Annotated in this window: 29 protein-coding genes; 22 read left to right on the top strand and 7 right to left on the bottom strand. The window is 43.7% G+C overall.

Going from position 1 to position 24,018, the window contains the following annotated elements:
- Window positions 1–3: 3 nt before the first annotated feature.
- Together DCO16_RS06120 and DCO16_RS11380 are read right to left on the bottom strand one after the other, a co-directional pair.
- A complete protein-coding gene (locus DCO16_RS06120) occupies window positions 4–315 on the bottom strand; it encodes a hypothetical protein (RefSeq protein WP_173942830.1) in 312 nt (103 codons plus the stop codon).
- A gap of 59 nt (window positions 316–374) precedes the next feature.
- Complete coding sequence (locus tag DCO16_RS11380) at window positions 375–545, bottom strand: helix-turn-helix transcriptional regulator (RefSeq protein WP_367652078.1); 171 nt, start codon at window positions 543–545, stop codon at window positions 375–377.
- A gap of 586 nt (window positions 546–1,131) precedes the next feature.
- Here DCO16_RS11380 and DCO16_RS06110 point away from each other — a divergent pair.
- Genes DCO16_RS06110 through DCO16_RS06100 form a run of 3 tightly spaced genes read left to right on the top strand, consistent with a single transcriptional unit; the run spans window position 1,132 to window position 2,727 of the window.
- Window positions 1,132–2,025 (top strand): YdaU family protein, encoded by an 894-nt coding sequence (locus DCO16_RS06110; protein WP_173942828.1) that lies wholly within the window; start codon window positions 1,132–1,134, stop codon window positions 2,023–2,025.
- Window positions 2,015–2,296, top strand: coding sequence for a hypothetical protein (locus DCO16_RS06105; protein WP_173942827.1), 282 nt, complete (start codon window positions 2,015–2,017; stop codon window positions 2,294–2,296). The genes DCO16_RS06110 and DCO16_RS06105 overlap by 11 nt, the downstream gene beginning before the upstream one ends.
- Before the next feature lie 11 nt (window positions 2,297–2,307).
- A complete protein-coding gene (locus DCO16_RS06100; protein ID WP_173942826.1) occupies window positions 2,308–2,727 on the top strand; it encodes a hypothetical protein in 420 nt (139 codons plus the stop codon).
- A gap of 512 nt (window positions 2,728–3,239) precedes the next feature.
- Here the strand turns inward: DCO16_RS06100 and DCO16_RS06095 are convergent.
- Window positions 3,240–4,016: an HNH endonuclease gene (locus DCO16_RS06095; RefSeq protein WP_217426633.1), complete on the bottom strand. Its 777-nt coding sequence runs from the start codon at window positions 4,014–4,016 to the stop codon at window positions 3,240–3,242.
- 17 nt (window positions 4,017–4,033) lie between these two features.
- Here DCO16_RS06095 and DCO16_RS06090 point away from each other — a divergent pair, with 17 nt between their 5' ends.
- The 17 genes from DCO16_RS06090 to DCO16_RS06010 all read left to right on the top strand — a co-directional run bounded on the left by DCO16_RS06090 (window position 4,034) and on the right by DCO16_RS06010 (window position 18,338).
- The gene (locus tag DCO16_RS06090) at window positions 4,034–5,044 is read left to right on the top strand and encodes a terminase large subunit domain-containing protein (protein ID WP_254598002.1); all 1,011 of its coding nucleotides are present in this window, start codon (window positions 4,034–4,036) and stop codon (window positions 5,042–5,044) included.
- A gap of 229 nt (window positions 5,045–5,273) precedes the next feature.
- Entirely contained in the window at window positions 5,274–5,609 is a 336-nt protein-coding gene (locus DCO16_RS06085; RefSeq protein WP_173942825.1) for a helix-turn-helix domain-containing protein, read from the top strand.
- Window positions 5,610–5,650: 41 nt separating this feature from the next.
- Window positions 5,651–6,424 carry an outer membrane protein gene (locus DCO16_RS06080; RefSeq protein WP_254598001.1) on the top strand — a complete coding sequence of 258 codons (774 nt, stop codon included), beginning with the start codon at window positions 5,651–5,653 and terminating at the stop codon, window positions 6,422–6,424.
- A 50-nt stretch (window positions 6,425–6,474) separates the two neighbouring features.
- The gene (gene bamE, locus DCO16_RS06075) at window positions 6,475–6,897 is read left to right on the top strand and encodes an outer membrane protein assembly factor BamE domain-containing protein (RefSeq protein WP_173942824.1); all 423 of its coding nucleotides are present in this window, start codon (window positions 6,475–6,477) and stop codon (window positions 6,895–6,897) included.
- Between the two features lie 13 nt (window positions 6,898–6,910).
- Window positions 6,911–7,513, top strand: a complete 603-nt coding sequence (locus DCO16_RS06070; RefSeq protein ID WP_173942823.1) for a putative periplasmic lipoprotein — start codon at window positions 6,911–6,913, stop codon at window positions 7,511–7,513.
- On the top strand, window positions 7,503–7,952 hold the full coding sequence (locus DCO16_RS06065) for a hypothetical protein (RefSeq protein ID WP_173942822.1): 450 nt from the start codon (window positions 7,503–7,505) through the stop codon (window positions 7,950–7,952). The genes DCO16_RS06070 and DCO16_RS06065 overlap by 11 nt, the downstream gene beginning before the upstream one ends.
- A 33-nt stretch (window positions 7,953–7,985) precedes the next feature.
- Complete coding sequence (locus tag DCO16_RS06060) at window positions 7,986–8,189, top strand: hypothetical protein (protein WP_173942821.1); 204 nt, start codon at window positions 7,986–7,988, stop codon at window positions 8,187–8,189.
- A 317-nt stretch (window positions 8,190–8,506) separates the two neighbouring features.
- Window positions 8,507–9,691 carry an AAA family ATPase gene (locus tag DCO16_RS06055; RefSeq protein ID WP_173942820.1) on the top strand — a complete coding sequence of 395 codons (1,185 nt, stop codon included), beginning with the start codon at window positions 8,507–8,509 and terminating at the stop codon, window positions 9,689–9,691.
- Between the two features lie 8 nt (window positions 9,692–9,699).
- The gene (locus DCO16_RS06050; RefSeq protein ID WP_173942819.1) at window positions 9,700–10,206 is read left to right on the top strand and encodes an RloB domain-containing protein; all 507 of its coding nucleotides are present in this window, start codon (window positions 9,700–9,702) and stop codon (window positions 10,204–10,206) included.
- Between the two features lie 47 nt (window positions 10,207–10,253).
- On the top strand, window positions 10,254–12,206 hold the full coding sequence (locus tag DCO16_RS06045) for a hypothetical protein (protein ID WP_254598000.1): 1,953 nt from the start codon (window positions 10,254–10,256) through the stop codon (window positions 12,204–12,206).
- Entirely contained in the window at window positions 12,190–13,536 is a 1,347-nt protein-coding gene (locus tag DCO16_RS06040) for a hypothetical protein (protein WP_173942818.1), read from the top strand. Before DCO16_RS06045 ends, DCO16_RS06040 begins: the two co-directional genes overlap by 17 nt.
- A gap of 93 nt (window positions 13,537–13,629) precedes the next feature.
- Entirely contained in the window at window positions 13,630–14,640 is a 1,011-nt protein-coding gene (locus DCO16_RS06035) for a hypothetical protein (protein ID WP_173942817.1), read from the top strand.
- A complete protein-coding gene (locus DCO16_RS06030; RefSeq protein ID WP_173942816.1) occupies window positions 14,640–15,398 on the top strand; it encodes a hypothetical protein in 759 nt (252 codons plus the stop codon). The genes DCO16_RS06035 and DCO16_RS06030 overlap by 1 nt, the downstream gene beginning before the upstream one ends.
- Window positions 15,399–15,773: 375 nt before the next feature.
- A complete protein-coding gene (locus DCO16_RS06025; RefSeq protein ID WP_173942815.1) occupies window positions 15,774–16,820 on the top strand; it encodes a phage major capsid protein in 1,047 nt (348 codons plus the stop codon).
- A 13-nt stretch (window positions 16,821–16,833) separates the two neighbouring features.
- On the top strand, window positions 16,834–17,280 hold the full coding sequence (locus DCO16_RS06020; RefSeq protein ID WP_173942814.1) for a hypothetical protein: 447 nt from the start codon (window positions 16,834–16,836) through the stop codon (window positions 17,278–17,280).
- A 183-nt stretch (window positions 17,281–17,463) separates the two neighbouring features.
- Entirely contained in the window at window positions 17,464–18,000 is a 537-nt protein-coding gene (locus DCO16_RS06015; RefSeq protein ID WP_173942813.1) for a hypothetical protein, read from the top strand.
- On the top strand, window positions 17,997–18,338 hold the full coding sequence (locus DCO16_RS06010; protein ID WP_173942812.1) for a M15 family metallopeptidase: 342 nt from the start codon (window positions 17,997–17,999) through the stop codon (window positions 18,336–18,338). Before DCO16_RS06015 ends, DCO16_RS06010 begins: the two co-directional genes overlap by 4 nt.
- On the opposite strand, the gene DCO16_RS06005 is transcribed toward DCO16_RS06010, so the two are convergent.
- The 3 genes from DCO16_RS06005 to DCO16_RS05995 form a co-directional block, all read right to left on the bottom strand.
- A complete protein-coding gene (locus tag DCO16_RS06005) occupies window positions 18,295–19,623 on the bottom strand; it encodes a tyrosine-type recombinase/integrase (protein WP_173942811.1) in 1,329 nt (442 codons plus the stop codon). The two genes, DCO16_RS06010 and DCO16_RS06005, sit on opposite strands and share 44 nt — an antisense overlap.
- 360 nt (window positions 19,624–19,983) lie before the next feature.
- A complete protein-coding gene (locus DCO16_RS06000) occupies window positions 19,984–20,358 on the bottom strand; it encodes an HVO_A0114 family putative DNA-binding protein (protein ID WP_173942810.1) in 375 nt (124 codons plus the stop codon).
- Window positions 20,355–20,702: a toxin-antitoxin system TumE family protein gene (locus DCO16_RS05995; protein WP_254597999.1), complete on the bottom strand. Its 348-nt coding sequence runs from the start codon at window positions 20,700–20,702 to the stop codon at window positions 20,355–20,357. The genes DCO16_RS06000 and DCO16_RS05995 overlap by 4 nt, the downstream gene beginning before the upstream one ends.
- A 284-nt stretch (window positions 20,703–20,986) precedes the next feature.
- On the opposite strand from DCO16_RS05995, the gene DCO16_RS05990 reads away from it, so the two are divergent.
- Window positions 20,987–22,324 carry an NAD(P)H-dependent oxidoreductase gene (locus DCO16_RS05990; RefSeq protein WP_173942809.1) on the top strand — a complete coding sequence of 446 codons (1,338 nt, stop codon included), beginning with the start codon at window positions 20,987–20,989 and terminating at the stop codon, window positions 22,322–22,324.
- A 16-nt stretch (window positions 22,325–22,340) separates the two neighbouring features.
- Here DCO16_RS05990 and DCO16_RS05985 read toward each other — a convergent pair whose 3' ends face one another.
- Complete coding sequence (locus DCO16_RS05985) at window positions 22,341–23,657, bottom strand: amidase (protein ID WP_173942808.1); 1,317 nt, start codon at window positions 23,655–23,657, stop codon at window positions 22,341–22,343.
- A 180-nt stretch (window positions 23,658–23,837) separates the two neighbouring features.
- Between DCO16_RS05985 and DCO16_RS05980 the strand changes: the two genes are divergently transcribed.
- The gene (locus DCO16_RS05980) at window positions 23,838–24,017 is read left to right on the top strand and encodes a helix-turn-helix domain-containing protein (RefSeq protein ID WP_173942807.1); all 180 of its coding nucleotides are present in this window, start codon (window positions 23,838–23,840) and stop codon (window positions 24,015–24,017) included.
- Window position 24,018 lies beyond the last annotated feature (1 nt).

Here is a 24,018-nt window from a genome sequence, read left to right as displayed (position 1 = left end):
ATCCTAAGAATAGGAGCCATTTGAGCCAGTGCATAGACTTTCTAGGTAATCATAGATATGGAAGACTTTTAAATTTTCTGCACCAATAATGCATGGCACATTCCCAAATTGCAGAAATTGTGTCACTAGCTCATCACCCTTAAGTCCTTTATTGGGTAGATCATGAACAGAGTCATCAATTACTTTTTTGCAAACATCAATAGCTTGACCAAGCTCATCATATTCACCTAGGGATACCCAAGGACTAGAGCCTAGAGTCTGATTATCATTAAATAAATTGACTCGAAAAGATTTTACTGGCGCAGCTAATTGCATAAAGATCTCCTGAAGTTTTCCGTAGGACTTTAATCTTAACCTCAGGAGATACCCACTTCTCAATTACAGGATTGTCCACTCCTCTCCCTAATAAATCCCTGAACCTGATCAATAGTCCAAAACGACGACCTACCTATCTTGATGGGCTTTGGAAACTCTCCCTTTTGCACCATCAGCCAAAATTTCGATTTGGAAATCGGCATGACCTTCAAAATCTGAGGAATCCTCATTAAGGTTATGGGTGAAGATTGTTGATTCGTATTACTCATGATGACCCCCTTGACGGGCGCGCTTCAAATTCTTTCGATACACATTCAATGCCATCTTGGCTGAACTCATTTTTGTGTATCCATAAGAGCGATACAAGCTATATAACCGAATTGCGACCATCAAAAATATCTCCTTTTACATTTTGTTATGCATCATTTAGGGTGTTACTAAGGTGCAATGTAGTCAATGAAATTTCAGTGGTCAATCAAATATCAATACCCACTTTAAGATGACAAACTATTTTTTGACTACAAAAAAATATTTATTCACAGAAGTAACACGACAGGCGTCAATAAATGACTACAGGGCGCTCAGTCATATCTGATAGGCCTTAAGAAGCAATGGATACATGTGGAGTCATTAACACTTCAAATGTAAAAATATATTCTGTCAAATATTTAAAAAATCACTGACAGTAAATTTGTAGAAAAATAAGTTTAAGAAAAATCCAAAATAAACTGGATTGACGATACGCTTTTCAATTGATAGATTCATGTCCTGCGAAAAATATTACGCAGCCAGAGATCAATACGGAGACCGTCATACATGAATTACTACGAGCATCACATTGGGGACTACTCACAAGCAACATCCCATCTCACCTTTGTTGAAGATGCAACTTATAGCCGTTTGATTAGGAAGTACTACGCTACAGAAAAGCCGATACCGGCAGATATCAAGCTAGTACAGCGCCTGATCAATGCCAGGTCAAAAGAAGAAAAAAATGCAGTGATTTCCGTTCTCAATGAATTTTTTATCCTTACCGATGATGGCTGGAGACAAGATCGCTGTGATCATGAAATAGCCCGCTTTAAAGATAAGCAGATTAAAGCTAGGCGAAGCGCAGAAGGCCGCTGGCAAGCAATGCAGTTAGATGAGCCACAAGTACAAATTACCCCTGAAAACAGATGCGAACGCATTGCGTCCGCAATGCCAACGCAATGCTCACCAGTCACCAGTCACCAAACACCAGTCACCAATCTCCATACCCCAGGCAAACAAAACAAAGGAGGCGAAAAGGAAAAAATTACCCAAGGACTACCGACCCCACAGGAAAAATATAAAAGCTTTGCAGTCCTCATAAGCAAAGAAGGCAAAACCATTACTGTCGATGATCAGCGGATTAACGATATGGTCAATCTGGGCGCTACAGAAGCAGAAGTTGTGGAAGCCATCACCATAGCCAAAGAAACCCGAATGAAGGCCTCAAACAACACCCCCATCAATGCGGGCTACGTACTGGCCATTCTCAAAGGGGCGCGTAAGAAAGCCCAGGCTGGAAATCTAGAGGAGGACGGCTGGTGGAAAACCAATGAAGGAATAGACACCAAAGGGCGCGAGCTGGATATGAAAGCCCAAGGCTCAGAAAGCTATGAAGCTTTTAAAGCCAGAATTTTTACCGAGCTTCGAAAGCGCAAGGAGGCAAGTGATGCAGCCTAATCACCTCATTCAACCTATGGCTGGAGTGGTGAATCGACCTGATATGGAAGACTTTCCCATCGGATCGATTGTTAAAACACCTAGTGGGCGAATCGGAACAGTTGTAAAGCATCGAGGAGCCCAAAGCCGCTTTGATCTCTTTCAAAGAATCATTATTGAATTTGATGATCCGATGGGAGATTCAGTAGCACTACAACCTTATCTTTTGACCATCATTCAAAAGCCATCAGTAGCAGCAACAACAGCAGCAACAACAGCAACTACAACTTAAGCCAATACCCCATGATTGAAAATAATCAAACAAAATCAAAGAAAACCACAACGACAAAAACCAAGGGAGGGGCAAGGCAAGGAGCAGGGCGTAAAGAGGGAAGTCTGACTAAGCGAACCCGAGAGATAGCCGAGATAGCAGTCAATCAAGGTATTACCCCCTTAGAAGTCATGATCAGGACGATGCAGGAGATATTGGATGAGGCGACTAATCAAGACCATCAAGATGCAGCAGTGATGGCAGAGAACCGAATTAAGCTTTTGAACATGGCTGCCAATATCGCCAAGCATGCAGCGCCTTATATGCACCCCCGTCTATCTGCCATTGAACATACTGGCAAAGATGGTGCGCCTCTACAAAGCGGAGTATTGGTAGTGCCTAGTGCTATGAGTGTGGATGAATGGGAGCAAGCAGCCCAAACAAAGCCCTGATTCCCATTAAAAGTAGATGAAAGCCATCTGGACACCATTGCCGGGGAGTCAGACTTTGTTTCTGACATGCCCGGTCTATGAGGTATTGCTGGAAGGTACAAGAGGCGGGGGCAAGACCGATACCTTACTCATGAGTTACGCCCAGCATGTAGGAAGAGGTTTTGGAGATCATTGGCGAGGCGTACTCTTTCGCCTGACCTATCCACAATTAGCTGACGTCGTAGCTAAGAGTAAACGGTGGTTCTATCAAATCTTCCCTGGCGCTAAGTTCAATGAATCTGATTACGTATGGAAGTGGCCAACCGGAGAAATGTTGTACTTTCGGTATGGAGCCAACGAGGATGACTACTGGAATTACCACGGACACGAATATTGCGTAGCATTAGATACTCAAGTATTGACACCTGAAGGACTAGTCCCAATTGATAGGCTCCGTGTTGGGGATAAAGTCGTCACCTTAGATGGGGTTCGTCCCGTAACACGCGTATTCAAACCACAGCTTAAAGAGTGCGTTAAAGTTTCTGTTTACGACGACCATCTGCGTTTAATCGGGACGCAAGTTCAATCGGTAGATCACCGGCTTTTGACCAGCGCTCAAAAGCCTTGTTCATGGTCGTCCGAGTTGTCTCAAAATACTTTGCAATCTGATTGGTGCTCAGGGTCATGGCAAGGATACAAATCGTCTTTTTGTGACCATCCAAAAAACCAGGTGGCTTACGCTTACTTAAAAGGTCAGGAAAATTACGATATAAAGTTCCCACAGATACCCCCAGCAACTTTGCAGCATCCGCTGTTTTTCGACCAATCAATGCCTGCCTTACATCATCTGGCGCAAGGTGCGTTTCACTTGCAGGAATCCATTCAATTGCATTATCGCGACAAATTGCGCGAGCAAGAACAGGGCTTATGCCGAGTGAAAGAAGAGTGGCTTTGGGATTTTTTGCAGCCTGCCGAACTTGCTCGATCACTTCCTGATTGCGCCGTTTTGAGTGAGCCTGCATATGCTCCCGGGATGAGCCCAGCAATTCGAGATTTTCAATACGATTGTCATCCTTCTTACCATTTAAGTGATGAACAACTTCATGCGCTGTTAAGAATCGACCTAAATAACGCTCCATCTCACGGCGATGCTGGAGAACCCGTCCATGTAAATCTGCTTGCGGATGTTTCGGGCAACGTTCATAGACATAACCACTGTGATGGCGCAGTAACCTACCCTCATCCCTACAGTGGGCAAACTCAGAAAACAACACGGGCACTGACTGACGGGTGGGTTGTATATGAATCATGTGGTTCCGCTTTAACAATGGATATTGAGGTTGAAACAAGCAATCACTACATTACTAAAACAGGCTTAATTAATAAAAATTGCTGGTTAGGATTTGAAGAGCTCACTAACTGGCGTAACCTCTCATTTTACGAGACGATGCTTTCAACATGCCGTTCCACACAACCCAAAATCCCTAAAATGGTCAGGGCTACTTGCAATCCATTTGGAGTAGGTCATGCATCTGTAAAGGAAAGATTTCAGATAGGCGTAGTGCCCGCTGGAAAGATCATTAAGCAAGAGGGCACGTTAGCAAGAGTACGTATTCATTCAACGATTTATGAGAACGTTCATCTACTCAAGAATGATCCAGACTACCTCATTAACTTAGAGTCACTGAGTGATCCAAACAGGCGCAGAGCTTGGCTAGAAGGAGATTGGGATATCCACGTGGGAAGTTTCTTGGAAGGCGTGTGGCAGCCCTCTAAACACGTTGTGGAACCCTTTGCCATACCGCCAAGCTGGAAGATCTGGCGCTCGATGGATTGGGGATATGCAAGGCCTTATGCCGTTTACTGGTTTGCCTTATCTAACGATGGAGTCTATTACCTCTGGAGAGAACTCTACGGATATGGCGATAAAGAAAACACCGGGACAAGAGAAGATGCCACCGTAGTAGCGGAGAAGATCAAGAAGATCGAAGTCCACGATCAACGCCTTGGCTATGAGTACCGCATGAACTTAGCCGACCCATCGATCTTTTCCAAAATAGGAGCAGAGCGATCAATAGGTCAAATCTTTAGAGACAAGGGGGTCAAATGGACTGAAGCCTACAACGCACCAAGAAGCAGAGTCAATGGAGCACAAGAAATCATTCGCCTCTTAGCTGAAGAAAGACTCAAAATCTTCTCGACCTGCAAACATTGGCTAAGAACCATTCCCCAATTACCTCCAGATTCATTAAACCCAGAAGACGTAGATACCGATGCCGAGGATCATGCCTGGGATGCCACTAGGTATGGGGTAATGCGGGCAAGAAGAGTTGAATAAAAGTCTGAAACATAAATTTAAAAAATAAAATAACTGTACAAACGAACAGTGGTTCTAAACGTTGGAACTTTTCCACTAGCTCAATCAACGAGCCACCAAGTTACTAATCTGATTTCACCCAAAGAAAGCAAATGGGAAATAGACAACGTAACTATGCATATTTAATTGTTCAACTTATCTTCTATTTCTTTTATAGATTTTTTTATAAACAATCTTTATACATAGAGGGATGAAGAAAGTGGAATACGTAGAAAATTTAAGAAAAATAGTAAGTGTCAAAAAGTATCTAGATCAGTCTCTTTACAACGGCCACTCTCTAGTGACCTATGATTTACTTTTACGCATCCTAGAGTCGAACCTAAAGAACAAGCCGACGACGATCAAAGAGGTTTGCACCCAATCAACTCAAAGTATGCTCAACACACGCAAGCACTTAAATCATTTGATTAAGCATGGCTGGGTTGTATTGGAGCAAGACACTCAAGACAAGCGCCAAAGGCTACTCAAGCCAACTGATAAGTTGAAAAAACTCATTAATGAATTAGGTAAACATTTTTTTGATTAGGTAACAAAAATATACATATCTTATTTGCATATTAATCATGTTTGAATTTTATTGCTGTTCTTAGCACACCTCCCGATACTAGGTTTTTAAAAGGAGAGGTAACAATGAAAATAATTTCAAAAATCTTACTGACATCAGGATTATTAGCGGTAGCAAGTACAGCAAGTCACGCTCAATCAAGCCCAACGTTTGAAGGCTTTTATGGACAGGCTGGTATTGGTTACGAAATGGTTTCTCCATCTCTGAGTCTTGGCAATATAAATGTCACTGGTACAGGCCCTGCGGTTGGTTCTTACCCTTTTTCATCAAGCGTTAGTAATTCAAATAGTTTTGCAGGAACAGTAACAATTGGATATAACTATGCATTTTCAAAAGATTTTTTACTAGGGCTGGGTGCTGAGTATTCTCCAATTGCTGGCACAAAGGCAAACTACAGCGGAAGTAACGCACAATTGGGATCTGCTAACGGTCAATACAATAAAGAAAATTCATACAATATATTTTTATCGCCAGCAACTCCAATCGGTAAGGATGGATTACTGTACGGCAAAGTGGGATTTACAGGCGCCTCAGTTAAAGCTCAAATTAATGGCGGAAGCTCCTCGACAAGTAACTTAACTGGCTACTCCCTAGGCCTAGGATATAAGCAATTTATTACTGGTGGTTTGTATGGCTTCGGTGAGGTTAATTATGCAAGCTACAGCAATAACACTTCAAATGAAACGGTATCAGCTGGTACCTATCGGCTATCACAAAATTCAACAATCAGCGCCAATGTAACTAACTTTCTTGTTGGTATTGGATACAAGTTTTAATTACTCGGTAATAGGGGCTATGGAGCCCCTTTTTTATATTAAAGGTTTAAATGTTAAGAAATATTATTGCGGCAATATCTTTATTAGCATCTGCTTATTTACTTGTAGGCTGCTACCCAACATCACTTTCAGATCAAGCAAAGGATATGAATGCCGCAAAAGGCGAGGGCGATAACCTTTCTATTGCCAAAGTACAAAAAGAAATCAAAATAGGTATGAGCTCTTCTGATGTTGTCACTATTTTAGGCTCCCCCAATATGGTGACTACAGATGATAAAAGGCGTGAATCTTGGGTTTACGACAAGGTCTCAACTGAAGCAATGGGATCAGAATCTACAGGACGCTCATTCTTTTGGCTCCCTGCTGATAGAAACGCCGTGGCAAGCCGTACTCAGAAAACATTAACCATCGTCATCAAGTTTGATGAAAAAGGCATGGTTAGAGATTTCGCGTACAACACCTCTAAATTCTAAGTAGGCTAACTCAATGAAAAAAATCATAGCTAGCCTATGTATTGTGTCTATGCTCGCAGGTTGCGCGGCAACGATCCCGCCAGAAGCACTGCAAATGCAACCTGATACGCTAGCTAATCGTCAGATTCAATCTCGTAAATACGACATCAAGAGTGAAAAAGAGCTACTAAGCGCATCCTCTAATGTATTACAAGACATGGGTTTTAACTTAGATGAGTCACAAGTGCCCCTTGGTGTCATTGTGGCCTCTAAGAGCAGAGATGCGACGGATGGTGGACAAATTGCCGGCGCCATTCTATTAGGTGTTTTATTTGGGGCGGCTGCGGTAACTTATGACAAGGATCAAAAGATTCGAGCTTCACTCGTTACCAAGCCTGCTGTAACTAATGATCCTATTCGTGTAACCGTAGAGACCAAGGCGGGTAAAAACATTAAGTTTGATCAACCCGTCGAAGCTGGCAGTGGCTTTGTAGTGAGGGTTACCTTCCAAAGATTGGTTTGGAATCAAAGAGGAATTCTGACAAAGATTGAAGGGGTCAATGACCCAGAGATCTATAAAGAGTTCTACGACAAGCTATCCAAATCCATCTTCTTACAGGCTCAAAATGTTGAATAAATCTACAGCAGTGCGAATCACCCTAATAGCGATTACTACTTCTACCGTGCTGTTAACTGGCTGTCAGACCATGAAAGAGCGAGTTTTAGACTCTTCTGCTGATGGGCAGACTTCAGTGGAACTTAGAGCTATTCAATCACGCGCCTTTGACACTACGGACAAGACAAAGACCATGCGCACAGTTATTGCTACATTACAGGATTTAGGATTCGTAGTGGATAAGGCTGACCTAGAGCTTGGCTCTGTATCAGCTACCAAGTTAAGTGGGTATGCCTTAAGAATGACTGTATCAGTGCGTCCAGGAGCCTCGGGCAAGAATATGATCGTTCGGGCTAATGCTCAATACAACAATATGGCTGTGACAGATCCTAAGCCATACCAAGATTTCTTTGTATCCCTTCAAAAGTCCATGTTCTTAACGGCCAATAATGTTGATTAAAAGCGTTGATTAAAAACGTTGACTAAATAAATCATGGCAGAACAAATCAGTGCATTTAAGATCGTTTCAATTAATAAGGATGCAGAAGTTTTGGAGTTAGAGGATGAGGACTTTGGCCTACAGATCAGTATTCCCATCACGGGAAGTAACTTGGTATCCGCTCAGATTATTGGAGCTTATGATCTTGAGCTTACCTATCATGACAGTACAAGTAAGGTGGTTCGTATTCTGGAGTAGGGATTGCTAGCAATGAGACGTTGAAATGAAGCTCATGAGCCCATTACTATTTGTATCTATTCATAGACACAGATCAATTTAGAAGAATGCGGTACCCAAACTTGGCGCGTTTACAACGCGCTTACGATAATGACGGAATTTGTCGCAAGCCACTTGGGTGTGTAATTACTTATTCCGCCCCGTCACTGATCCAATTATTCCCCAAAAAACAGTTTGACCGCAATTTAGGGCTATTAACCAGCTATTGGCAGGTCTAATATATTCGTTTACAATCAATTTCAACAAAATATTGTTTAAATTAAAGGAATATGACATAAATGCTTCATTCAATCAAAATCAAGAATTTTCAGTCTTTTTTGGAAGAAGCTCATATTTCGATGAAGATGAGTCAGCATGTTCCTATAGATGATCGCTCATTTAGCACCATACACGAGAACAGATTATCCAAAGCAATGGCAATTATCGGGCCAAATGCAAGCGGAAAGACTGCCCTTATCAAATCAATAGCATTTTTGGATTGGTTCATTAAGCATTCGTTTCAAAGTAGGGTGGATGCACCAATTCCTCTGGTAGCTCACTTTTTAGCCAAAGGTGAGCCAAGCCATTTTGAAGTTGAATTTGAGATGGACGAAAAGGAGTGGAGATACTCTCTGGATGCTGATGAACATCGTGTTTATTCTGAGTCTTTATATTGCAAGCAAAGTCGTGCGTTTTCTTACGTCTTCACTAGAGATTGGGACGAGGAAGATAAAAAATACAATATCAAGCAGAAGCAGTTTGGTCTTTTGCAAAAGGAGGCCGAGAAAGTTCGTGAGAATGCTTCGCTAATCGCAACTGCTGCTCAATATGAGGTTCCTCTAGCATTGCAGATAGTTTCGGGATTTGTATCTAGCAATGTCAATATATTAGGCCGCCAGTATTTGGATGATATTCAAATTATTAGTGCTTCTGCAATGTATGCAGGAAATGAAGATATTCGTACTCAAATGAATCAGCTCTTATGTGACTGGGATTTAGGACTCTCGAGTATCAAGATTGAGAAGCAGATTCACACTCAAGAATCCGGTAAAGAGGAGGACATATTTGTCCCTATCGGAATGCACAAGATCAATGGCGTTGAGCATGCGCTAATATTCAAACATGAGTCTAGCGGAACTCAGGGGGCTTACCTATTGCTCTCAAGAATATTGCCAGTATTAAATAACGGTGGTCTTGCAATCATTGACGAGCTCGAAGCAGACCTACATCCCCATATGCTTCATCCGATACTGAATTTATTCTTCTCAAAAAAGACTAATCCAAAAAATGCCCAGATTATCTTCACCTGCCACTCAGTTGAGGTGTTGAGTCTCCTACACAAGTCACAAGTTGTATTGGTTGAAAAAAACTCAGAGTGCGTCAGCGATGCGTGGCGTTTAGATAGCGTGAAAGGCGTAAGAGCTGACGATAATTTGTATGCGAAGTATATGGCTGGTGCTTATGGCGCCATACCACGGGTCTGATTTTTTAAATGATCAAAAGAATTCGTTATCAGCGTAAAACGCTGCTTGTGATGGGGGAGGGAGATTGTGAAGAGGCTTTTTTGCGACACCTCAGAAATATCTACTGCTCTGATAATGAGGGGGTCTCTGTCACTATCAGAAATGCTCAGGGAGGTAGCCCAATTAGCATTGTGACTCAAGTCATTCGATTTACGAGGCTAAATAACTATGACAAGAAAATTGTTCTATTGGATACGGACCTTGCATGGCCTGCTGAGCTTAAAAAAACTGCCAAGGACCACGGCATTTTGATGCTTGGTTCAAAGCCGTGCTTAGAAGGTTTACTGCTGAGCATGCTAAAAATGCCTGCGTCAACAAGCTCCAAGGACTGCAAGAGGACTCTTCAGTCGCATACAAATGCAGACATGACTGAGTGGCGACACTATGAGTCATGTTTTTCACGAGAAGTAGTGGAGAAAGCTAGAGTTTTTTTAGTGGAGCTTGATAAATTATTGACGCATTTTGAGGGAAGATAAATCCGCAATAAATTCCTAATGCATTCATGCTGAATTTATAAATAGGGGTGCCTAAGCAGACCCAAGCCTCCACAATCCTTCAACAAAAATGGATCGCCCGCATTACCCATGCGCGTGCTCACTGGGCGACATTTCATAAGCGCGTAAGACATAACCGCAATACGGTAGCTGGGTTTAATTGGAATGCCGACCCCACAAGTAAAGACTTTTATAGCTTACGAGCCAACCTCATTCATGGCACGATCTCCGCAGTTCTACCTAACGTCTATGCGCGTAACCCAGAGATCTCCATTGCCCCATCCCATGCGGGCGCGGATATCAAGCTCTTTTGCAATACGCTGGAGAAAGTCACCAATAAATCCCTAGAGCATGCCCAACTCAAGAACCGAGCAAAAGCCACCGTAAGGGCAGCTCTGACCTGTAGCTTTGGAATACTCAAAGTGATGTATCAACGAGATCCCAGTAAGGATGGGTACATACAGGGACGCATCAACGATGCCCAAGAGAACCTGCTAGCCATAGAAGAGTTAGAACGAGGCCTTAGAGATGATCAATCTAAGCAAGCCAGTAAGAAGGCAGAGCTAGAAGAGCTTATTCAATCTCTACAAGAACAAACTGAAGTGCATGCAGCTGAAGGGCTTGTCATTGATCGGGTACTGACCGAGAACCTTCTGATTGACCCCTCTATCTGTGAGTTTTGGGATTATCTAGATGCCGACTGGATCTGCCAAGTTATCCCCATGAAACGCGGTCAAGCAGAAGCCCTTTATAAAAAGAACCTAGCTAGCGCAAAGATGTATCAACCAGGGCAAGGGGAGTTCTCATACAAAAAGGCTAAGCGTTTAGCCTCCATGCACTTAGATGCCAGCACAGCCCCAGTGGCTGATGATCAACAAATAGCAGTACTAGAGATCTGGGATAGAACAACCCAACGTGTGTACACCATGGTAGAGGGCGCGAATGAATGGCTACGTGAACCCTATTCACCACCAAGGGCAGGAGAGCGCTGGTATCCATTCTTTCTACTTCCATACCAAGTTGTCGATGGCCAATTTGTTGGTCCAAGCTTGGTCGATCTAACTGAGCGCCTACAAGAAGAGCATAACGAAACACGAGATCGATTTAATCAACATAGAGACCTCTGTATACCGGGATGGGTAGCCTCGGCTGACATAAACGAAAAAACTATCAAGAAGCATTCAGATAGTCGTTTTGGCGAAATTACCATCGTCGATACCGAAGGTAAACCTTTAAACCAAGTGATCATTCCGAGAGGTCACCCCAAGATCGATCCGATTGTGTATGACACCAGCGCAGTGCGCTATGACTGGGAGCAAGTCACAGGCTTACAAGATGCTGCCCGATCAACGGTAGTGCGACCCAAGACCGCCACTGAAGCCAATATCTTGCAAAGAGCCTTATCTGGGCGCGTATTCGAATTCAAAGACCAGATCGAAGATTGGTTACAAGAGATAGCGCAATACAGTGCCCAAGTGCTCTTACAAGAACTCTCCAAAGAGCAAGTAGAGCGCTATATGGGAGCGCCACTGAGTAAGACCACGATGCTAGATGGCAAGTTAACCATCACCCAAGAAAAAACCTTTGATTGGCCTGAGCTCACCAAAGAGAAGATCTTTGACCTAGTAGATCTACGTATACGCGCAGGCACTACTGGCGCACCTGATGGCATAGAAGAAAAAGAGGGTTGGCTCAAGGTCCTACCCATGATTACAAATCTATCAATACAGATGCAAAACCTACAAGCCAGAGGAATGGATTACGAACATATCCGTAATCTCCTACGCGAAACGCTCTTGCGGTATGACGATCGTATCGATTCAAATCTATTTATGCCAAATATTGAAAAGCAAGCAGAGGGTTATGTTGATCCCAGCTTAGGAATCAATCTCTTTTCAGAACGGCGCCAAAGAGTAAATATCGAAACAAGTAATAACAGTAATTTATTAAAAGAGGAGACAGGTAATGACACAGGGGGTTGATAGGGTGCAAGAGTTTAGTTCGGGTGTATTAACGAATGGTGGTGCTATTCAGAGAGAGCAAGAGCGAGAGGCCAAAAAAGAACGAGAGCGTCTTGAAAAAGAGGCTTATGAAAAGCAGGCTGCTGAGAGCGCCGCAAAACGCAATAAGGCTAGGGAGGAGCGCGCTCTAGAGCTCATTGCACAGGCACAAGCAAAAAAGGCTGCCTATGAGGAGGGTCAAAGAATCGCTCGTGATAAATCCATTCGTGATGAAGAAGAAAGGCTTAAAAGCATTGCAATCAAAGAAGCGGCTCGCTTAGTAAGACAACAAGAGCTTGAAATTCAGAAGGCGGCAAAAGAAGCCCAAAAAGCAGAGCGTAAAAGCCAAGCAGTAAGTTTGCTAGATGATCTCAGTAAAGAGAAAATCAATCCAAGCTCAAACTCAAACTCAAACCTTTGCCCTAGCCTTTCAAAACTTGCGGAGGACCTTGAAGAAGGTGAAGAGGTAGAGGTAGAGCTAGATGTAGAGGGGGTAGAAGACCTAGAAGCCCAGACAACATTTAATCCAGTAAAAGGCGAAGTGTATATCCCCGCTTCTATGGCTACTATAGAAGGAAAATTAGAGCCCCAGTCAGAACCTCAGGCATATGATCTTGGCGCCTTATTGCCTACCCCATCAGTCATTACCGTAGAGGCCCTTGCACAGTCTTCTGCGCCAGCTGAAACCGCAGAGGAGTTGCTCTCTAGGGTCTTGAACCCACAGTCTACGGACTCTAATCCCGAGCTAGATGAGGGTATTGATGCAGAAGCTTCTAGCGACATCAAGTCAAAGCGAGGGCGCGAACGGATGCAGAAAATTATCAACGAGAAGCGTGACCTAGAAAAGCAGGTTGTTGATTTGCAAACTATGGTGACTACGCTTCAGGATGCGGTTCGTAAATATGAAATAGAGGGTAATTTCGTGGGTAATGTGATGACTTTGGCTGATGCCAAGAAAAAACCATCAGAGCTAGTGACTGAGGCAAAGCTGCAAATGCTTAAGTTCTTAAATACTCGTTCAGATGAAATTGATCATATCGATAAGGCAAACTGTTTTAATAAATACATGTCAGACCCGTTTTATATGCAGGTCTTTGTGCAAAGCAATCAACCCGAACAATGGCAAACCATGATTGAGTCTATTTATGAGTCCATTGAGAGGCCAGAGCCCAGCCTTGCAAATAACAAGCCGATTGCAAATCAAAGCTTTCAGCCTATTCGGGCGCGAACCTCAACATTAGGAGCACCGTTGGCTAGTGTAGGTAATCCAATGGATCGTATTGCCCAGCACCTAGGAAATATGGGAATTTGATATTAATAACAATTAAATCAGATATTTAACATACTTTATTTATTATTAACATTGTGTATGTTAATGATTAACAAATAGTGTTAAAATGGAAGAATGAAGGATGCACATAATCTATTTAATCAGGCGATTACCTACTTGCACCAAACCCTAGGAGAGGATTTGGTGCAGGAGGGCGCCTGGGAGAGAGGGGCACAATTGCCTCGTTATATTGCCCAAACATACGATATTGGCAAAGCTAGATTAGCTGGAATAGAGGTTCTTCTGATGGCTAACAAGGATGGTGTTCAAGCATTACCAGCGTTGCTAAAGCAAAGAGCGCTGATTCAGAAAGAGGCTGGGGTGCCGGTTATTTGGGTTGGAGATACTCTTCAGGCTTATGCGCGCAAAGAGATGGTTGCAAGGCGTATGCCTTTTATCATTCCGTTTAAACAGGTCTACTTGCCTCCATTGGGTGTCGAGTTTCAAGAGCGCGCTTTGGCAACAAGTGTTGATGCCAAAGAAAAGCTACATGTGGCAACGCAGGTATTTTTGATCAATGTACTACTTGGAAATTTACCCGATACATTAAACCCGAAAGAGATCGCCGCTCACCTTGATTATAGTTTGATGACCATGACTCGCATTAAAAGCGAGCTGATGGAGCATGGTTGGCTGGATGTTGGCGCATATAAGAATGAGCGAATTTGGCGCCTGAATCTTCAGGGTAGCGCACTATGGGATGCCGTCAAGCCTTGTTTGCAAAACCCTGTGCGGAAGCGCATTTGGCTTCGTAATCCGCACGATAAGTTTCTGCAGTTGCCGCTAGCGGGATTAAGCGCACTGGCAGAGCAAACTATGTTGGGTGAACCGCAAAACGTAGTCCGAGCTATAGGTGAAATGGAGTGGCGCAGTACGCAAAAAGAGTTGATTGCCGAGCAGATGTTACCTGAGGCAATTGAAGGCGCTCTAGAGCTAGAGGTTTGGCGCTATGCGCCTTGGCGAACTCAACATAAGCAAGAGAGAAATGACTATGTGGATCCATATTCTTTACTTCTGAGTTTAGAGGATATGAACGACGATCGAGTGCAAATAGCATTAACTGAAATTAGAATAGGGGCGAAGTGATGGCTGGACCAGTAGGATTGGAGTTATTCCAAAATACATTTCGAGGTCATGAGAATCAGTTTGTATTGATTGGCGGTATGGCGACCTATCTTGCTACAGAAGAGGCTGGACTACCATTGGGGAGGGTTACCAAGGATTTGGATATTGTTTTAATCGTAGAGGCATTGGATGTTAACTTTGCAAAAAGTTTTTGGAGTTTTATTAAAGCTGGTATCTACGAGAACAAGATGAAGGGTGATGATGGGAGGCAGTTTTATCGCTTTAGTCAGCCCCAAGCATCTGGATATCCTAAAGAGATTGAGTTATTTTCGCGTAAGCAGGATATCTTGGTAGATGGGGAGCCGGGCGATATTACACCGATTACATTTGATGATGAGGTATCGAGCCTCTCAGCGATATTGCTCGATGAAGATTACTACGGATTGATTCGCAGTGGGATGCGTGATGGAGTGTGCTGGGCCGATGCATCAATACTGATTCCCCTGAAAGCAAAAGCATGGTTAGACTTGCGCCAAAGGGGTGAGAGTGGAGTAGCAATAGACTCCAAGAAGATTCGGAAGCATTTGAGAGATGTTGTTTTGCTGCTGGCAACCATACCCGAAAATCAAAAGATTGCCATACCAGCATCTATTCAAGTTGATATCAAACAGTTTCTTGCTCAAGCCGCAAAAGAAGCGGTTGACATAAAAGAGCTTGGACATGCAAAAAGCGTTACATATTCACAGGTGCTTGACCAATTAAGAGCTACTTTTTTATAGAAGTTTAATTAGCTGGATCAAAATTCCGTCAAGGGCACCCCAAAGGGGTGGCTTGCACACCCTTGACGGCTACAAGCAAAAAAACGCTTATTAATGCCCAAAGTGGCACAAAGACACATTGGGCATAAAGACTAAAGGCGACTTATTTAAGTGCCGTAAGAAAAACCCCAGAAATATCCCAAGCCCATACTCAGCACCCCAATAATCAATAGATGTAGTGAAGGCTAAAACCCAAGCTACTGCTTCACACCAACGCGTTAAAGCTAGAGTCGCGCCTAGTAGCGTAGCAATGGATGGGTCCACGCTCCATCAAACGGTAATGAAGCTAACTAATTTATAGATAGATCAATCAATAAACATTAATAGGGGTGGCATATGCCAATTTCAAATACAGACTTGCAAGAGCTTGCTAAGGTTTCCTTAGATGAGTACTTGCGCAATCTACCGGTAGACCAGATCGCTGTAGAGAGACCTTTCCTGAAAAAACTCATGGAAGGACGTAAAAGCCTATTGGGCGCAAAACAGAACGTCGTAGAGAACATCCGTAAAGAGCATGGGAGTAATTTCTCCTGGGCCTTTGGAGAAGAGACCGTCAAGTTCAATAAGCGCAATACCACTGAGCAAGCCTCATTCCCATGGCGAAGAGCCGTTGATGGTCTATATATCGACTATGACCGACTCTTTAGTAACGGCATTAAGGTACGTGAAGGTGGGGCGCGAGGCTTTCAGCTTGAATACAACGAGCGCGTGCAGCTGATCAATCTATTGGATGAACAGCTAGAAGTTCTCAGAGAAGGCTTTCTCAATAAATTAGACCTAGAGTTGCACCGCGATGGCTCGCACGGTGCTGATGCATTGGTTGGTCTCGATAGCTTAGTCAGCCTTGCACCTGATGCCGGTACCGTTGGCGGGATTGATCGAGCCAAAGCAGTGTACTGGCGCAACTATGCTGTCAAAGACATCACATCAACAGCGCCCGGTAACTTGGTGGGCGAGATGGAGACTGCTTGGCGCCAATGTATTAAGAACGGCGGTAGTCCTGATTTCATTATTGCTGGGGGTAAGTTCATTGACACCTATCGCAAACAAGTCACGGTGACCCATATTGCTGGATCAGGGGAGACCAAGTACATCGATGCCGGAGTGGGTGCAGGAGTCAATACCGGGCTCGCGTTTAAAGGCGTCGAGATTGTATGGGATCCGCAGTTTGATGAGTTAGATGCGATGGCCAATAGAACAGTGGAGTGGAGTAAGCGCTGCTATTTTCTCAATACCCGCTTTATGAAGCTGCGCGATGACGATCTAGACATCGTTGCCCCAATTCGTCCGCACGACACCCTAGCGATGTATGCGATGGTGAACCTGCGCTGCGCCTTATCTATCTCACGAGCCAATGCCCATGCGGTATTAGCTATTCAATAAGAAAGGAAAAAGAATGCAATCCCATTTATCAGATAACAAGCAACCAACGCATAAGGAGTTAGTCCATAGTGATTTTCAAATACGAGAGGTGGAAGCGGTGGTGCGAAGAGATGCCTTTACGACCATTCATGTGCATGTGCCGCCCTATGAAACCAATATTTTGCGTAATTTGTTTGGGCGCGAGAATGTCACGGTATTGGAAAGGGCGCAAGAGACCACCATTACCCCAGAGCAAGAGTATGACCGTCTATGTGCCAAGTATGGACACGAAGTCGTAGCTAAAGTCTTTGGAGAAGATGACGGTGATCGCCTAATGGAAATCGTAGAAGGGCTGATGGCAGAAAAACGCCTTAAGTCAAACCAAGAGGATGCGACAGAGCAAGTACCCGAACTAGGGGGAGAGTCGAACCAATCGCAACAGTCTCAGCCACCAGAGATCAAGGGAGCCAAGAAACCCTAGCAGTAGGGATGATAGCCAAAACTAGCGGGTGTTTGGGTGCGGCTGTGGGTGTGCAATGAGCGATGGTGTGGGGCGCACGTAACTGCGCCTCACTGCCAACCCACAAAAAACCTATGGCGGCTGTGGGGCGGTGGACTTCCAAAGGAAATATATAACTCAAGCATCTAATAAAAAACCAGATACATGCTTCCAATCATTTCTTCTCTAGTACAAACCTTGGCCGTCAATGGCCTTGGATTACTTGCGGGCGCGGTACAAGCCAAAGGAAAGGAATTTATTGAGAGCAAGATCGGAGCGCGCATTCCGGATAACCCCAATCATGAGGACCTGATCAAGCTCAAGCAACTAGAGATCGAGCAAGAGCAACTATTACTTGAATACAACATCAAGCAAAAAGAACTTGAGATAGAAGAATCCAAGTTACTTGCTGAGATGCATAGAGCAGCTCAAGAGAATGCCACTCAGCGCTGGCAATCGGATATGGGTAGTGATTCCAAGCTATCCAAGAACATTCGTCCTGGTACGCTCGTATACATTCTCACAGCCTATCTTTTGTTTGCTCTTCTATCTGCCATGGGAATCGACATCAACGAAGCCTATGTGAGGCTCTTAGGAGAGTGGGGTCAGCTAGTCATGCTGGCGTACTTTGGCGGCAGGTCAGTTGAGAAGATCTTTGAGATGCGTATGCATGGTCAAAACAGAAAAGAGCAACAAGAATGAGTAGTCTAGTAACAGAGCAAGCAGCATTCTTATTAGATGTTAGTCGCCTGGTTCAATTTGCTCATGCAGAAGGCTGGGTGTTAACCGGAGGAGAGCTCTGGCGTTCACCAGAACAGCAAGAGATTTACTTTAAGACCGGTAGATCTAAAACCATGAATAGCAATCACCTAAGACGCTGCGCTATTGATCTGAACTTCTTCTGGAATGGAAAGCTTATTTGGGACAAGGAGCTTATTCGAACAGTAGGCGAATATTGGGAAAGTCTCAGCCCCAAGAATCGATGGGGAGGGAACTTCAAGGGATTTGTGGATGTGCCGCACTTTGAGAGAATGCATTGATACCTGCATCAATATAATTTTGCCAATCAGCCATTAGTAAGGAGCGTTTATCTAATTGATCCTGTCTTCTATAAGCCGCCTCAGCTTTATTCTGAATGCTATGAGCTAGGGCTAATTCCACGGTTTCATTTGAATACTCAGTAGTCTCGGCGGCCCAGTCTCTAAACGTTGATCTAAAGCCATGTGGGACGTACATAGAGTACTTGGGCATCTTCCTCATCATTGTAAGTAGAGCCATGTTAGACAGAGGGCGCTCCTTATGTAGGAAGCTAGGGAATAAATACGAATTCACCCTGATTGTCTTCAATTGATCGAGGATTTCCATTGTCCTTGTATTTAGCGGTACTCGATGCTCTTTGCCGGCCTTCATTCTCTCAGCGGGGATAGTCCATACCTTTTTCCCCAAATCAAACTCATCCCATTGAGCTTCAATAACTTCACTGGTTCGGGTGGCAGTAAGAGTAAGCAATTCAAGCGCAGAAGCAGAATATCCACTATGTGCTCTAAGGTCCTTCATAAACTCTCCGACTCTTTGAAACGGTAGAGCAGGGTGGTGAACCACTTTCTTAATCTTGCTCGCTTTTGGAAGAAGATGGCATAGGGCGCCTTGATATCTAGCTGGGTTGTCTCCAGTAATATATTTGTGCGCTTTACACCAGTCAAGAATTACTTCAATACGTTGTCTTACACGTGTAGCTGTCTCAGTTCTAACTTTCCAGAAAGAGCCTTCTAAAGTGCCATCCTTTTTCTTAATATCTTGCTCCAGCAATTTAACTATATGAGCAGTTGTAATCTGATCTACTTTTAGTTTTCCGATTATTGGCAGTGCGTAAGTATTGATAGTGCTTACCCATTGATCCTTGTGCTTTGAGTTTGACCATTCGGCCTGCTTAGTTTTGATACACCTATCTGCAGCATCTTTAAAGGTGATGGAATGCTGATGGGACTCCTTTACCTTAAATTGTTTCGCTTGACGCTGTTCAATGGGATCCACCCCCTCAAAAATTACTCTTCTGAGGTCTAGAGACTTTTGTCTGGCAGTGGCTAGTGAACAAATTCTCAACGATCCGAGCCCCATTGCCCGTCTTTTGCCGCTAACAGGGCTGGTAAACCTATAGAGCCAGCATCGGGCAAGTTCGTCGCATCCTTCAAACACCCTCAAATACAGACCTTTGGATTCTGGGTCTGCATACCATCCAGGATGGTTTATCGCTAGAATTCCTCTAGCAGTAAATTTAGTTGATTTCTGACCTTTCGATCTTTCTTCGCCACTATTTATATCCATGTATTGCTTACCATCTCGCTTACCAGTAATACATAGATTTTAATAAGTTTGGATGGGTTACTCAGGAGTAGGGTCTACCTTCTAACCCATATAAATGAATGGTTTTATGGATGGGTATAAACTGCAAAGGAGTGGCAAGATTGAGATCTCGTCTCCGCCAACTACGCCCTGAGAGCCTTATTCTATAAGGCTCTTTTATTTTGTGGGTTCTCTACCCACCAGCCTACCCACCACTAAAACATTGCTTAAAGATGGATTTCTATGGATTTCCCTGAGATTTTCATGAATAGATTAAAACTAGCTCTGATTTAAGTCTAGTTAAGTGATAAAGGGCTACACGGGTACTTCATCAGACTATATCTAATGAAGTACCGCTACCATTTGAATAGTTGGAGCTACGGCACGAACTATTTTCTCTATCCCATGCCCAGGGTTGGGTCTGCGCTGTGACACTAACAGTCCCGCTTTTTCAAGTAGTCCTACATCTTTTGTAATTGCCGCACGATCCCTATGCAGCTTACTACTGAGTTCATTAATACTTTTAGGTTGATTCATAATCTCACGCATGAGTTTCCGCCGTGCATCCGAAAGTATCTTAAATAATTCCTGCGGATCCTCAAAAGTAAGGGTAATGGTTCCGTCAAGCACCTCATTTTGGTCAGCCCGTTTAGCTGCCTTTTTAGCCTTGGAGAAGAATGAATCTATATCCCCAGTCCGTATTACAACTTTAGTCATTTTTTACTCCTTAAATATTCTGTGCTGATAGCTTGCCATTCCTTTTGAAAGTTCTCGACAGTCTTTTCATAGCTTTCAAATTTAACAGTCTCAATTTCTCCTAAGTAATGACGGTGATGGTAGTTGTGGGCATTGTCGTAACCTAAAACCCGTCCATTATCTTTTTTGCATAGTTCATGATTAATGTATGCCAGGTTGTATCTTGTGACCTTAATAATTTTATCTTCTTGGGTTCCCCACACTTCATAACTGAGTAGCCCACCCCCACTTTTTCTTTTTAGCTTAATGACTTCTCGCTCTAGTAAGCATTCTATTTTTTGATTAGCCAATTTTTTTCTATTCATTCATTGTATATCAGATGTGTTATAAACGCACACACCTGAATATCCCTATATTTATTGACCTAAACTACAAACTCCACCCCATAATTTTAAGTAGTGAGGATGACAATGTAGTAAATAGGGGCTTCAAAAGACTGATTAGTAAACAAGGTTTTTTATGGAATGCATTCCCAAATTTTTTATTGAGGCATCTTTACCTATATCAGTGATAAATATAGAAATCATCAAAATAAAGTACCGTGATATTCTTTCGGTGATATCCCCACATTCTTCATGGAGTCGATGCAATGTCCCTCATCCAAAAGCTCAAGGCTTTAGCCGAACAAAATAGACCTGTACGGGTTGGCTTAATTGGTGCCGGTAAGTTTGGGTCGATGTATCTATCTCAGGCCCCTAGGACGCCAGGAATTCATCTGATTTGTGTTGCAGATATTTCTCCAGATCGTGCCAGGGCTTCATTAGCCCGGGTTGGTTGGGATGAGCCACGTTACAGCGCCTCTTCACTGCAAGATGCGGCTAACTCGGGCGCTACCTTCATCACTGATGATGCTGAAAAGATGATCCATAGTGAATATCTTGATATTGTGATTGATGCTACAGGCAGTCCAGCGGCGGGCATTGCCCATGCCTTGCTTTGCATAACGCATCGCAAGCACATCATTATGGTAAATGTGGAGGCGGATGTTTTAGCGGGGCCCTTATTAGCACGCAAGGCAAAAGAGGCTGGGGTGATTTACTCCATGGCGTCTGGTGATCAACCTGCTTTGATTGCGGAGATGGTTGACTGGGCACAAACTATTGGCTTAGATGTCATCTGCGCCGGTAAGGGTACGAAGTATTTACCCATCTATCACCAATCGACCCCGAAAACAGTGTGGGGACACTACGGATTTTCAGAAGAACAAGTAGCTGGCGGTGACTTTAATGCCCAAATGTTTAATTCTTTTTTGGATGGCACTAAGTCTGCTCTTGAAATGGCTGCTGTTGCTAATGCATGCGATTTACTTCCGCCAGATGATGGCTTGCTTTTTCCGCCTTGTGGCGTGGATGACTTACCCGATATTTTGCGACCAATCAATGAAGGTGGAGTATTGCCACGCAAGGGAACCGTTGAAGTAGTTTCCTCGATTGAGCGAGATGGCCGTCCTGTATTTAGAGATCTGCGCTGGGGTGTCTATACAGTTTTTGAAGCGCCAAGTCCTTATGTAATGGATTGCTTTGCACAATATGGCCTCAAAACAGACGGCACAGGTAAATATGCTGCCATGTATAAGCCTTATCATCTCATCGGTTTAGAGTTGGGGATCTCCGTTGCAACAATTGCTGTCCGAGGTGAATCTACAGGCACCTCTGGTGCTTGGAATGGTGATGTGGTGGCTACTGCTAAAAGAGCATTACAAGTAGGTGAAAAGTTAGACGGAGAGGGTGGCTTTACGGTTTATGGAAAGCTCATTCCGGTTGCCGATTCTCTAAGGCGCAGCGCCTTACCGATTGGCTTAGCTCACAATATGGTGCTAAACAAGGACATTAGTGTCGGCTCGATCATATCCTGGGACGATGTCAATTACGATGCCAGCTTGCAGGCTATTACGGTTCGTCGGGAGATGGAGTCTAGCTTTAGATAAGGTCTTTAGCAGGCCTTTATTTATTTATCTTCAAGTTGGTAAAGCAGCTTTCTGCAAAAGAAGCGATGTTTAATAGTTTTCCATCATCTTTATAGTTGCCGATGAGCTGAATACCTAAGGGAAGTCCATTCGCTGATTTCGTTACTGGCAGAGCAATTGCTGGTGTTCCAATAAATGACCACAGCGCACAAAAGACAGGGTTACCAGTAAAGTCAAGGCCCTTAGGTGCTTCACCAGTAGCGGGAGCTGCCAAGATCGCATCGTATCGTTCAAAAATCTCATTAATTGAGTGGCGTAATTCCTTTTGGAGATTTCTGGCTTGGATGTATTCATTTGCCGAGTAGCTATTTCCTTTGGCAACTAACTCTTTCATGTGGATACTCAATAAATCAGGGAATTTCTCATGATGAGGCTCGTGAACTACAGCAGCTTCACAATTCATGATGAGCAGTGTGGCGTCTACCCCATCCCAATAAGTTTGCGCTAGGGTGAGATCTTCGACCATGGCTCCAGCAGACTTTAATTGATCAGCAGCGAGCTTGAGAGTATTGACTTGCTCCTGGTCTAATAAATCGTCATACGGCGTTTTTAGTACGGCTATTCTTGGCATCCTATTACCCAAAAATAGCTTGATCGGTTGCACTGATACATCTGGAATAATGATGGATTCTTCTTCGGTGGTAGTGTTATTTTTTAGTAAGTTAAATGCATGCACTACGTCTTGGACAGATCGAGTAAAAAATCCAATGTGGTCCAGTGAGCTAGATACTGGAAAAACACCCATTCTAGGAATAGCGCCAAAACTTGCTTTAAACCCAACAATGCCACAGTAGCTAGCAGGTCTAATCAGTGAGCCCACTGTTTGGGATCCAATAGCTAAAGGCACTATGCCACTGGCTACTGCAGCGGCAGATCCGCTAGACGAGCCACCAGGTGTATGGGCGCTATTCCAGGGATTGGTAGTAGGGCCGGGCTGGCGCCAAGCAAATTCAGTGGTCACTGTTTTCCCAAAGATCACACCCCCTAATTCACAAATCTTTTGAACGATGATCGCATCTTCTTTGGGTGTGTGTGTTTGATAAATAGGTGAACCGTTCGTCGTCACAAAACCTTGGGTAGCGATAATATCTTTGACAGCGACGGGTATACCCGAAAGTGGGCCTGGTCTAGATTGCGCAATCAGCTCTGGTAGTTCACCTCTTACCGTAAAGGCCTTTAGGGTAGGCTCAAGCTCATCAGCACGCAAACTACATTGGCTTAAATAGTCTTTAGTGCTGAGCTGACTCTCCTGAATCTGATCACAGGCTTCTACTAGTCCAAGGGCTGGTTTCATAAGGTAATAGATTCGTTATTTAAATAGATCTTTACTGTATCACTCCCCACTATTTCCGTAGTACTTCCATGTTTTTATTGCCCTGGGATGCTTTTCTTTGGCATGTGTCCTTATTACAACGTAATTAATATTGTTCACAACTTCACAACTTCTGTAGTATAGTTATCACGAGGAGGAGAAATGAAAACAGTAATACCGAAAACACATCAGGCTTTGGATTGGGTGGGGAAGGGTCTATCTGCCGCTCAGGCAGCTAGAAAAATGGAAATATCAGAATCTAGTGTGTATGCCGCACTAAGAAAAACAAGAGCTAAAGATTTAGGTTGTTGTCCAACATGTGGTCACAAATTAAGGAAATAAA

The organism is Polynucleobacter antarcticus (genome assembly GCF_013307245.1).
In the GTDB taxonomy this organism is placed as follows: Bacteria; Pseudomonadota; Gammaproteobacteria; order Burkholderiales; family Burkholderiaceae; genus Polynucleobacter; species Polynucleobacter antarcticus.
The sequence above is the reverse complement of the archived record's forward strand: the minus strand, read 5'-3'. Positions and strand labels throughout refer to the sequence as shown.

Bases quoted from the DNA above. Each gene is read 5' to 3' on its own strand.
- DCO16_RS06120 (WP_173942830.1), bottom strand. From the start codon at position 315: ATGCAATTAGCTGCGCCAGTAAAATCTTTTCGAGTCAATTTATTTAAT.
- DCO16_RS11380 (WP_367652078.1), bottom strand. From the start codon at position 545: ATGAGGATTCCTCAGATTTTGAAGGTCATGCCGATTTCCAAATCGAAA.
- DCO16_RS06110 (WP_173942828.1), top strand. From the start codon at position 1,132: ATGAATTACTACGAGCATCACATTGGGGACTACTCACAAGCAACATCC.
- DCO16_RS06105 (WP_173942827.1), top strand. From the start codon at position 2,015: ATGCAGCCTAATCACCTCATTCAACCTATGGCTGGAGTGGTGAATCGA.
- DCO16_RS06100 (WP_173942826.1), top strand. From the start codon at position 2,308: ATGATTGAAAATAATCAAACAAAATCAAAGAAAACCACAACGACAAAA.
- DCO16_RS06095 (WP_217426633.1), bottom strand. From the start codon at position 4,016: ATGATTCATATACAACCCACCCGTCAGTCAGTGCCCGTGTTGTTTTCT.
- DCO16_RS06090 (WP_254598002.1), top strand. From the start codon at position 4,034: ATGGATATTGAGGTTGAAACAAGCAATCACTACATTACTAAAACAGGC.
- DCO16_RS06085 (WP_173942825.1), top strand. From the start codon at position 5,274: ATGAAGAAAGTGGAATACGTAGAAAATTTAAGAAAAATAGTAAGTGTC.
- bamE (WP_173942824.1), top strand. From the start codon at position 6,475: ATGTTAAGAAATATTATTGCGGCAATATCTTTATTAGCATCTGCTTAT.
- DCO16_RS06070 (WP_173942823.1), top strand. From the start codon at position 6,911: ATGAAAAAAATCATAGCTAGCCTATGTATTGTGTCTATGCTCGCAGGT.
- DCO16_RS06065 (WP_173942822.1), top strand. From the start codon at position 7,503: ATGTTGAATAAATCTACAGCAGTGCGAATCACCCTAATAGCGATTACT.
- DCO16_RS06060 (WP_173942821.1), top strand. From the start codon at position 7,986: ATGGCAGAACAAATCAGTGCATTTAAGATCGTTTCAATTAATAAGGAT.
- DCO16_RS06055 (WP_173942820.1), top strand. From the start codon at position 8,507: ATGCTTCATTCAATCAAAATCAAGAATTTTCAGTCTTTTTTGGAAGAA.
- DCO16_RS06050 (WP_173942819.1), top strand. From the start codon at position 9,700: ATGATCAAAAGAATTCGTTATCAGCGTAAAACGCTGCTTGTGATGGGG.
- DCO16_RS06040 (WP_173942818.1), top strand. From the start codon at position 12,190: ATGACACAGGGGGTTGATAGGGTGCAAGAGTTTAGTTCGGGTGTATTA.
- DCO16_RS06035 (WP_173942817.1), top strand. From the start codon at position 13,630: ATGAAGGATGCACATAATCTATTTAATCAGGCGATTACCTACTTGCAC.
- DCO16_RS06030 (WP_173942816.1), top strand. From the start codon at position 14,640: ATGGCTGGACCAGTAGGATTGGAGTTATTCCAAAATACATTTCGAGGT.
- DCO16_RS06025 (WP_173942815.1), top strand. From the start codon at position 15,774: ATGCCAATTTCAAATACAGACTTGCAAGAGCTTGCTAAGGTTTCCTTA.
- DCO16_RS06020 (WP_173942814.1), top strand. From the start codon at position 16,834: ATGCAATCCCATTTATCAGATAACAAGCAACCAACGCATAAGGAGTTA.
- DCO16_RS06015 (WP_173942813.1), top strand. From the start codon at position 17,464: ATGCTTCCAATCATTTCTTCTCTAGTACAAACCTTGGCCGTCAATGGC.
- DCO16_RS06010 (WP_173942812.1), top strand. From the start codon at position 17,997: ATGAGTAGTCTAGTAACAGAGCAAGCAGCATTCTTATTAGATGTTAGT.
- DCO16_RS06005 (WP_173942811.1), bottom strand. From the start codon at position 19,623: ATGGATATAAATAGTGGCGAAGAAAGATCGAAAGGTCAGAAATCAACT.
- DCO16_RS06000 (WP_173942810.1), bottom strand. From the start codon at position 20,358: ATGACTAAAGTTGTAATACGGACTGGGGATATAGATTCATTCTTCTCC.
- DCO16_RS05995 (WP_254597999.1), bottom strand. From the start codon at position 20,702: ATGAATAGAAAAAAATTGGCTAATCAAAAAATAGAATGCTTACTAGAG.
- DCO16_RS05990 (WP_173942809.1), top strand. From the start codon at position 20,987: ATGTCCCTCATCCAAAAGCTCAAGGCTTTAGCCGAACAAAATAGACCT.
- DCO16_RS05985 (WP_173942808.1), bottom strand. From the start codon at position 23,657: ATGAAACCAGCCCTTGGACTAGTAGAAGCCTGTGATCAGATTCAGGAG.
- DCO16_RS05980 (WP_173942807.1), top strand. From the start codon at position 23,838: ATGAAAACAGTAATACCGAAAACACATCAGGCTTTGGATTGGGTGGGG.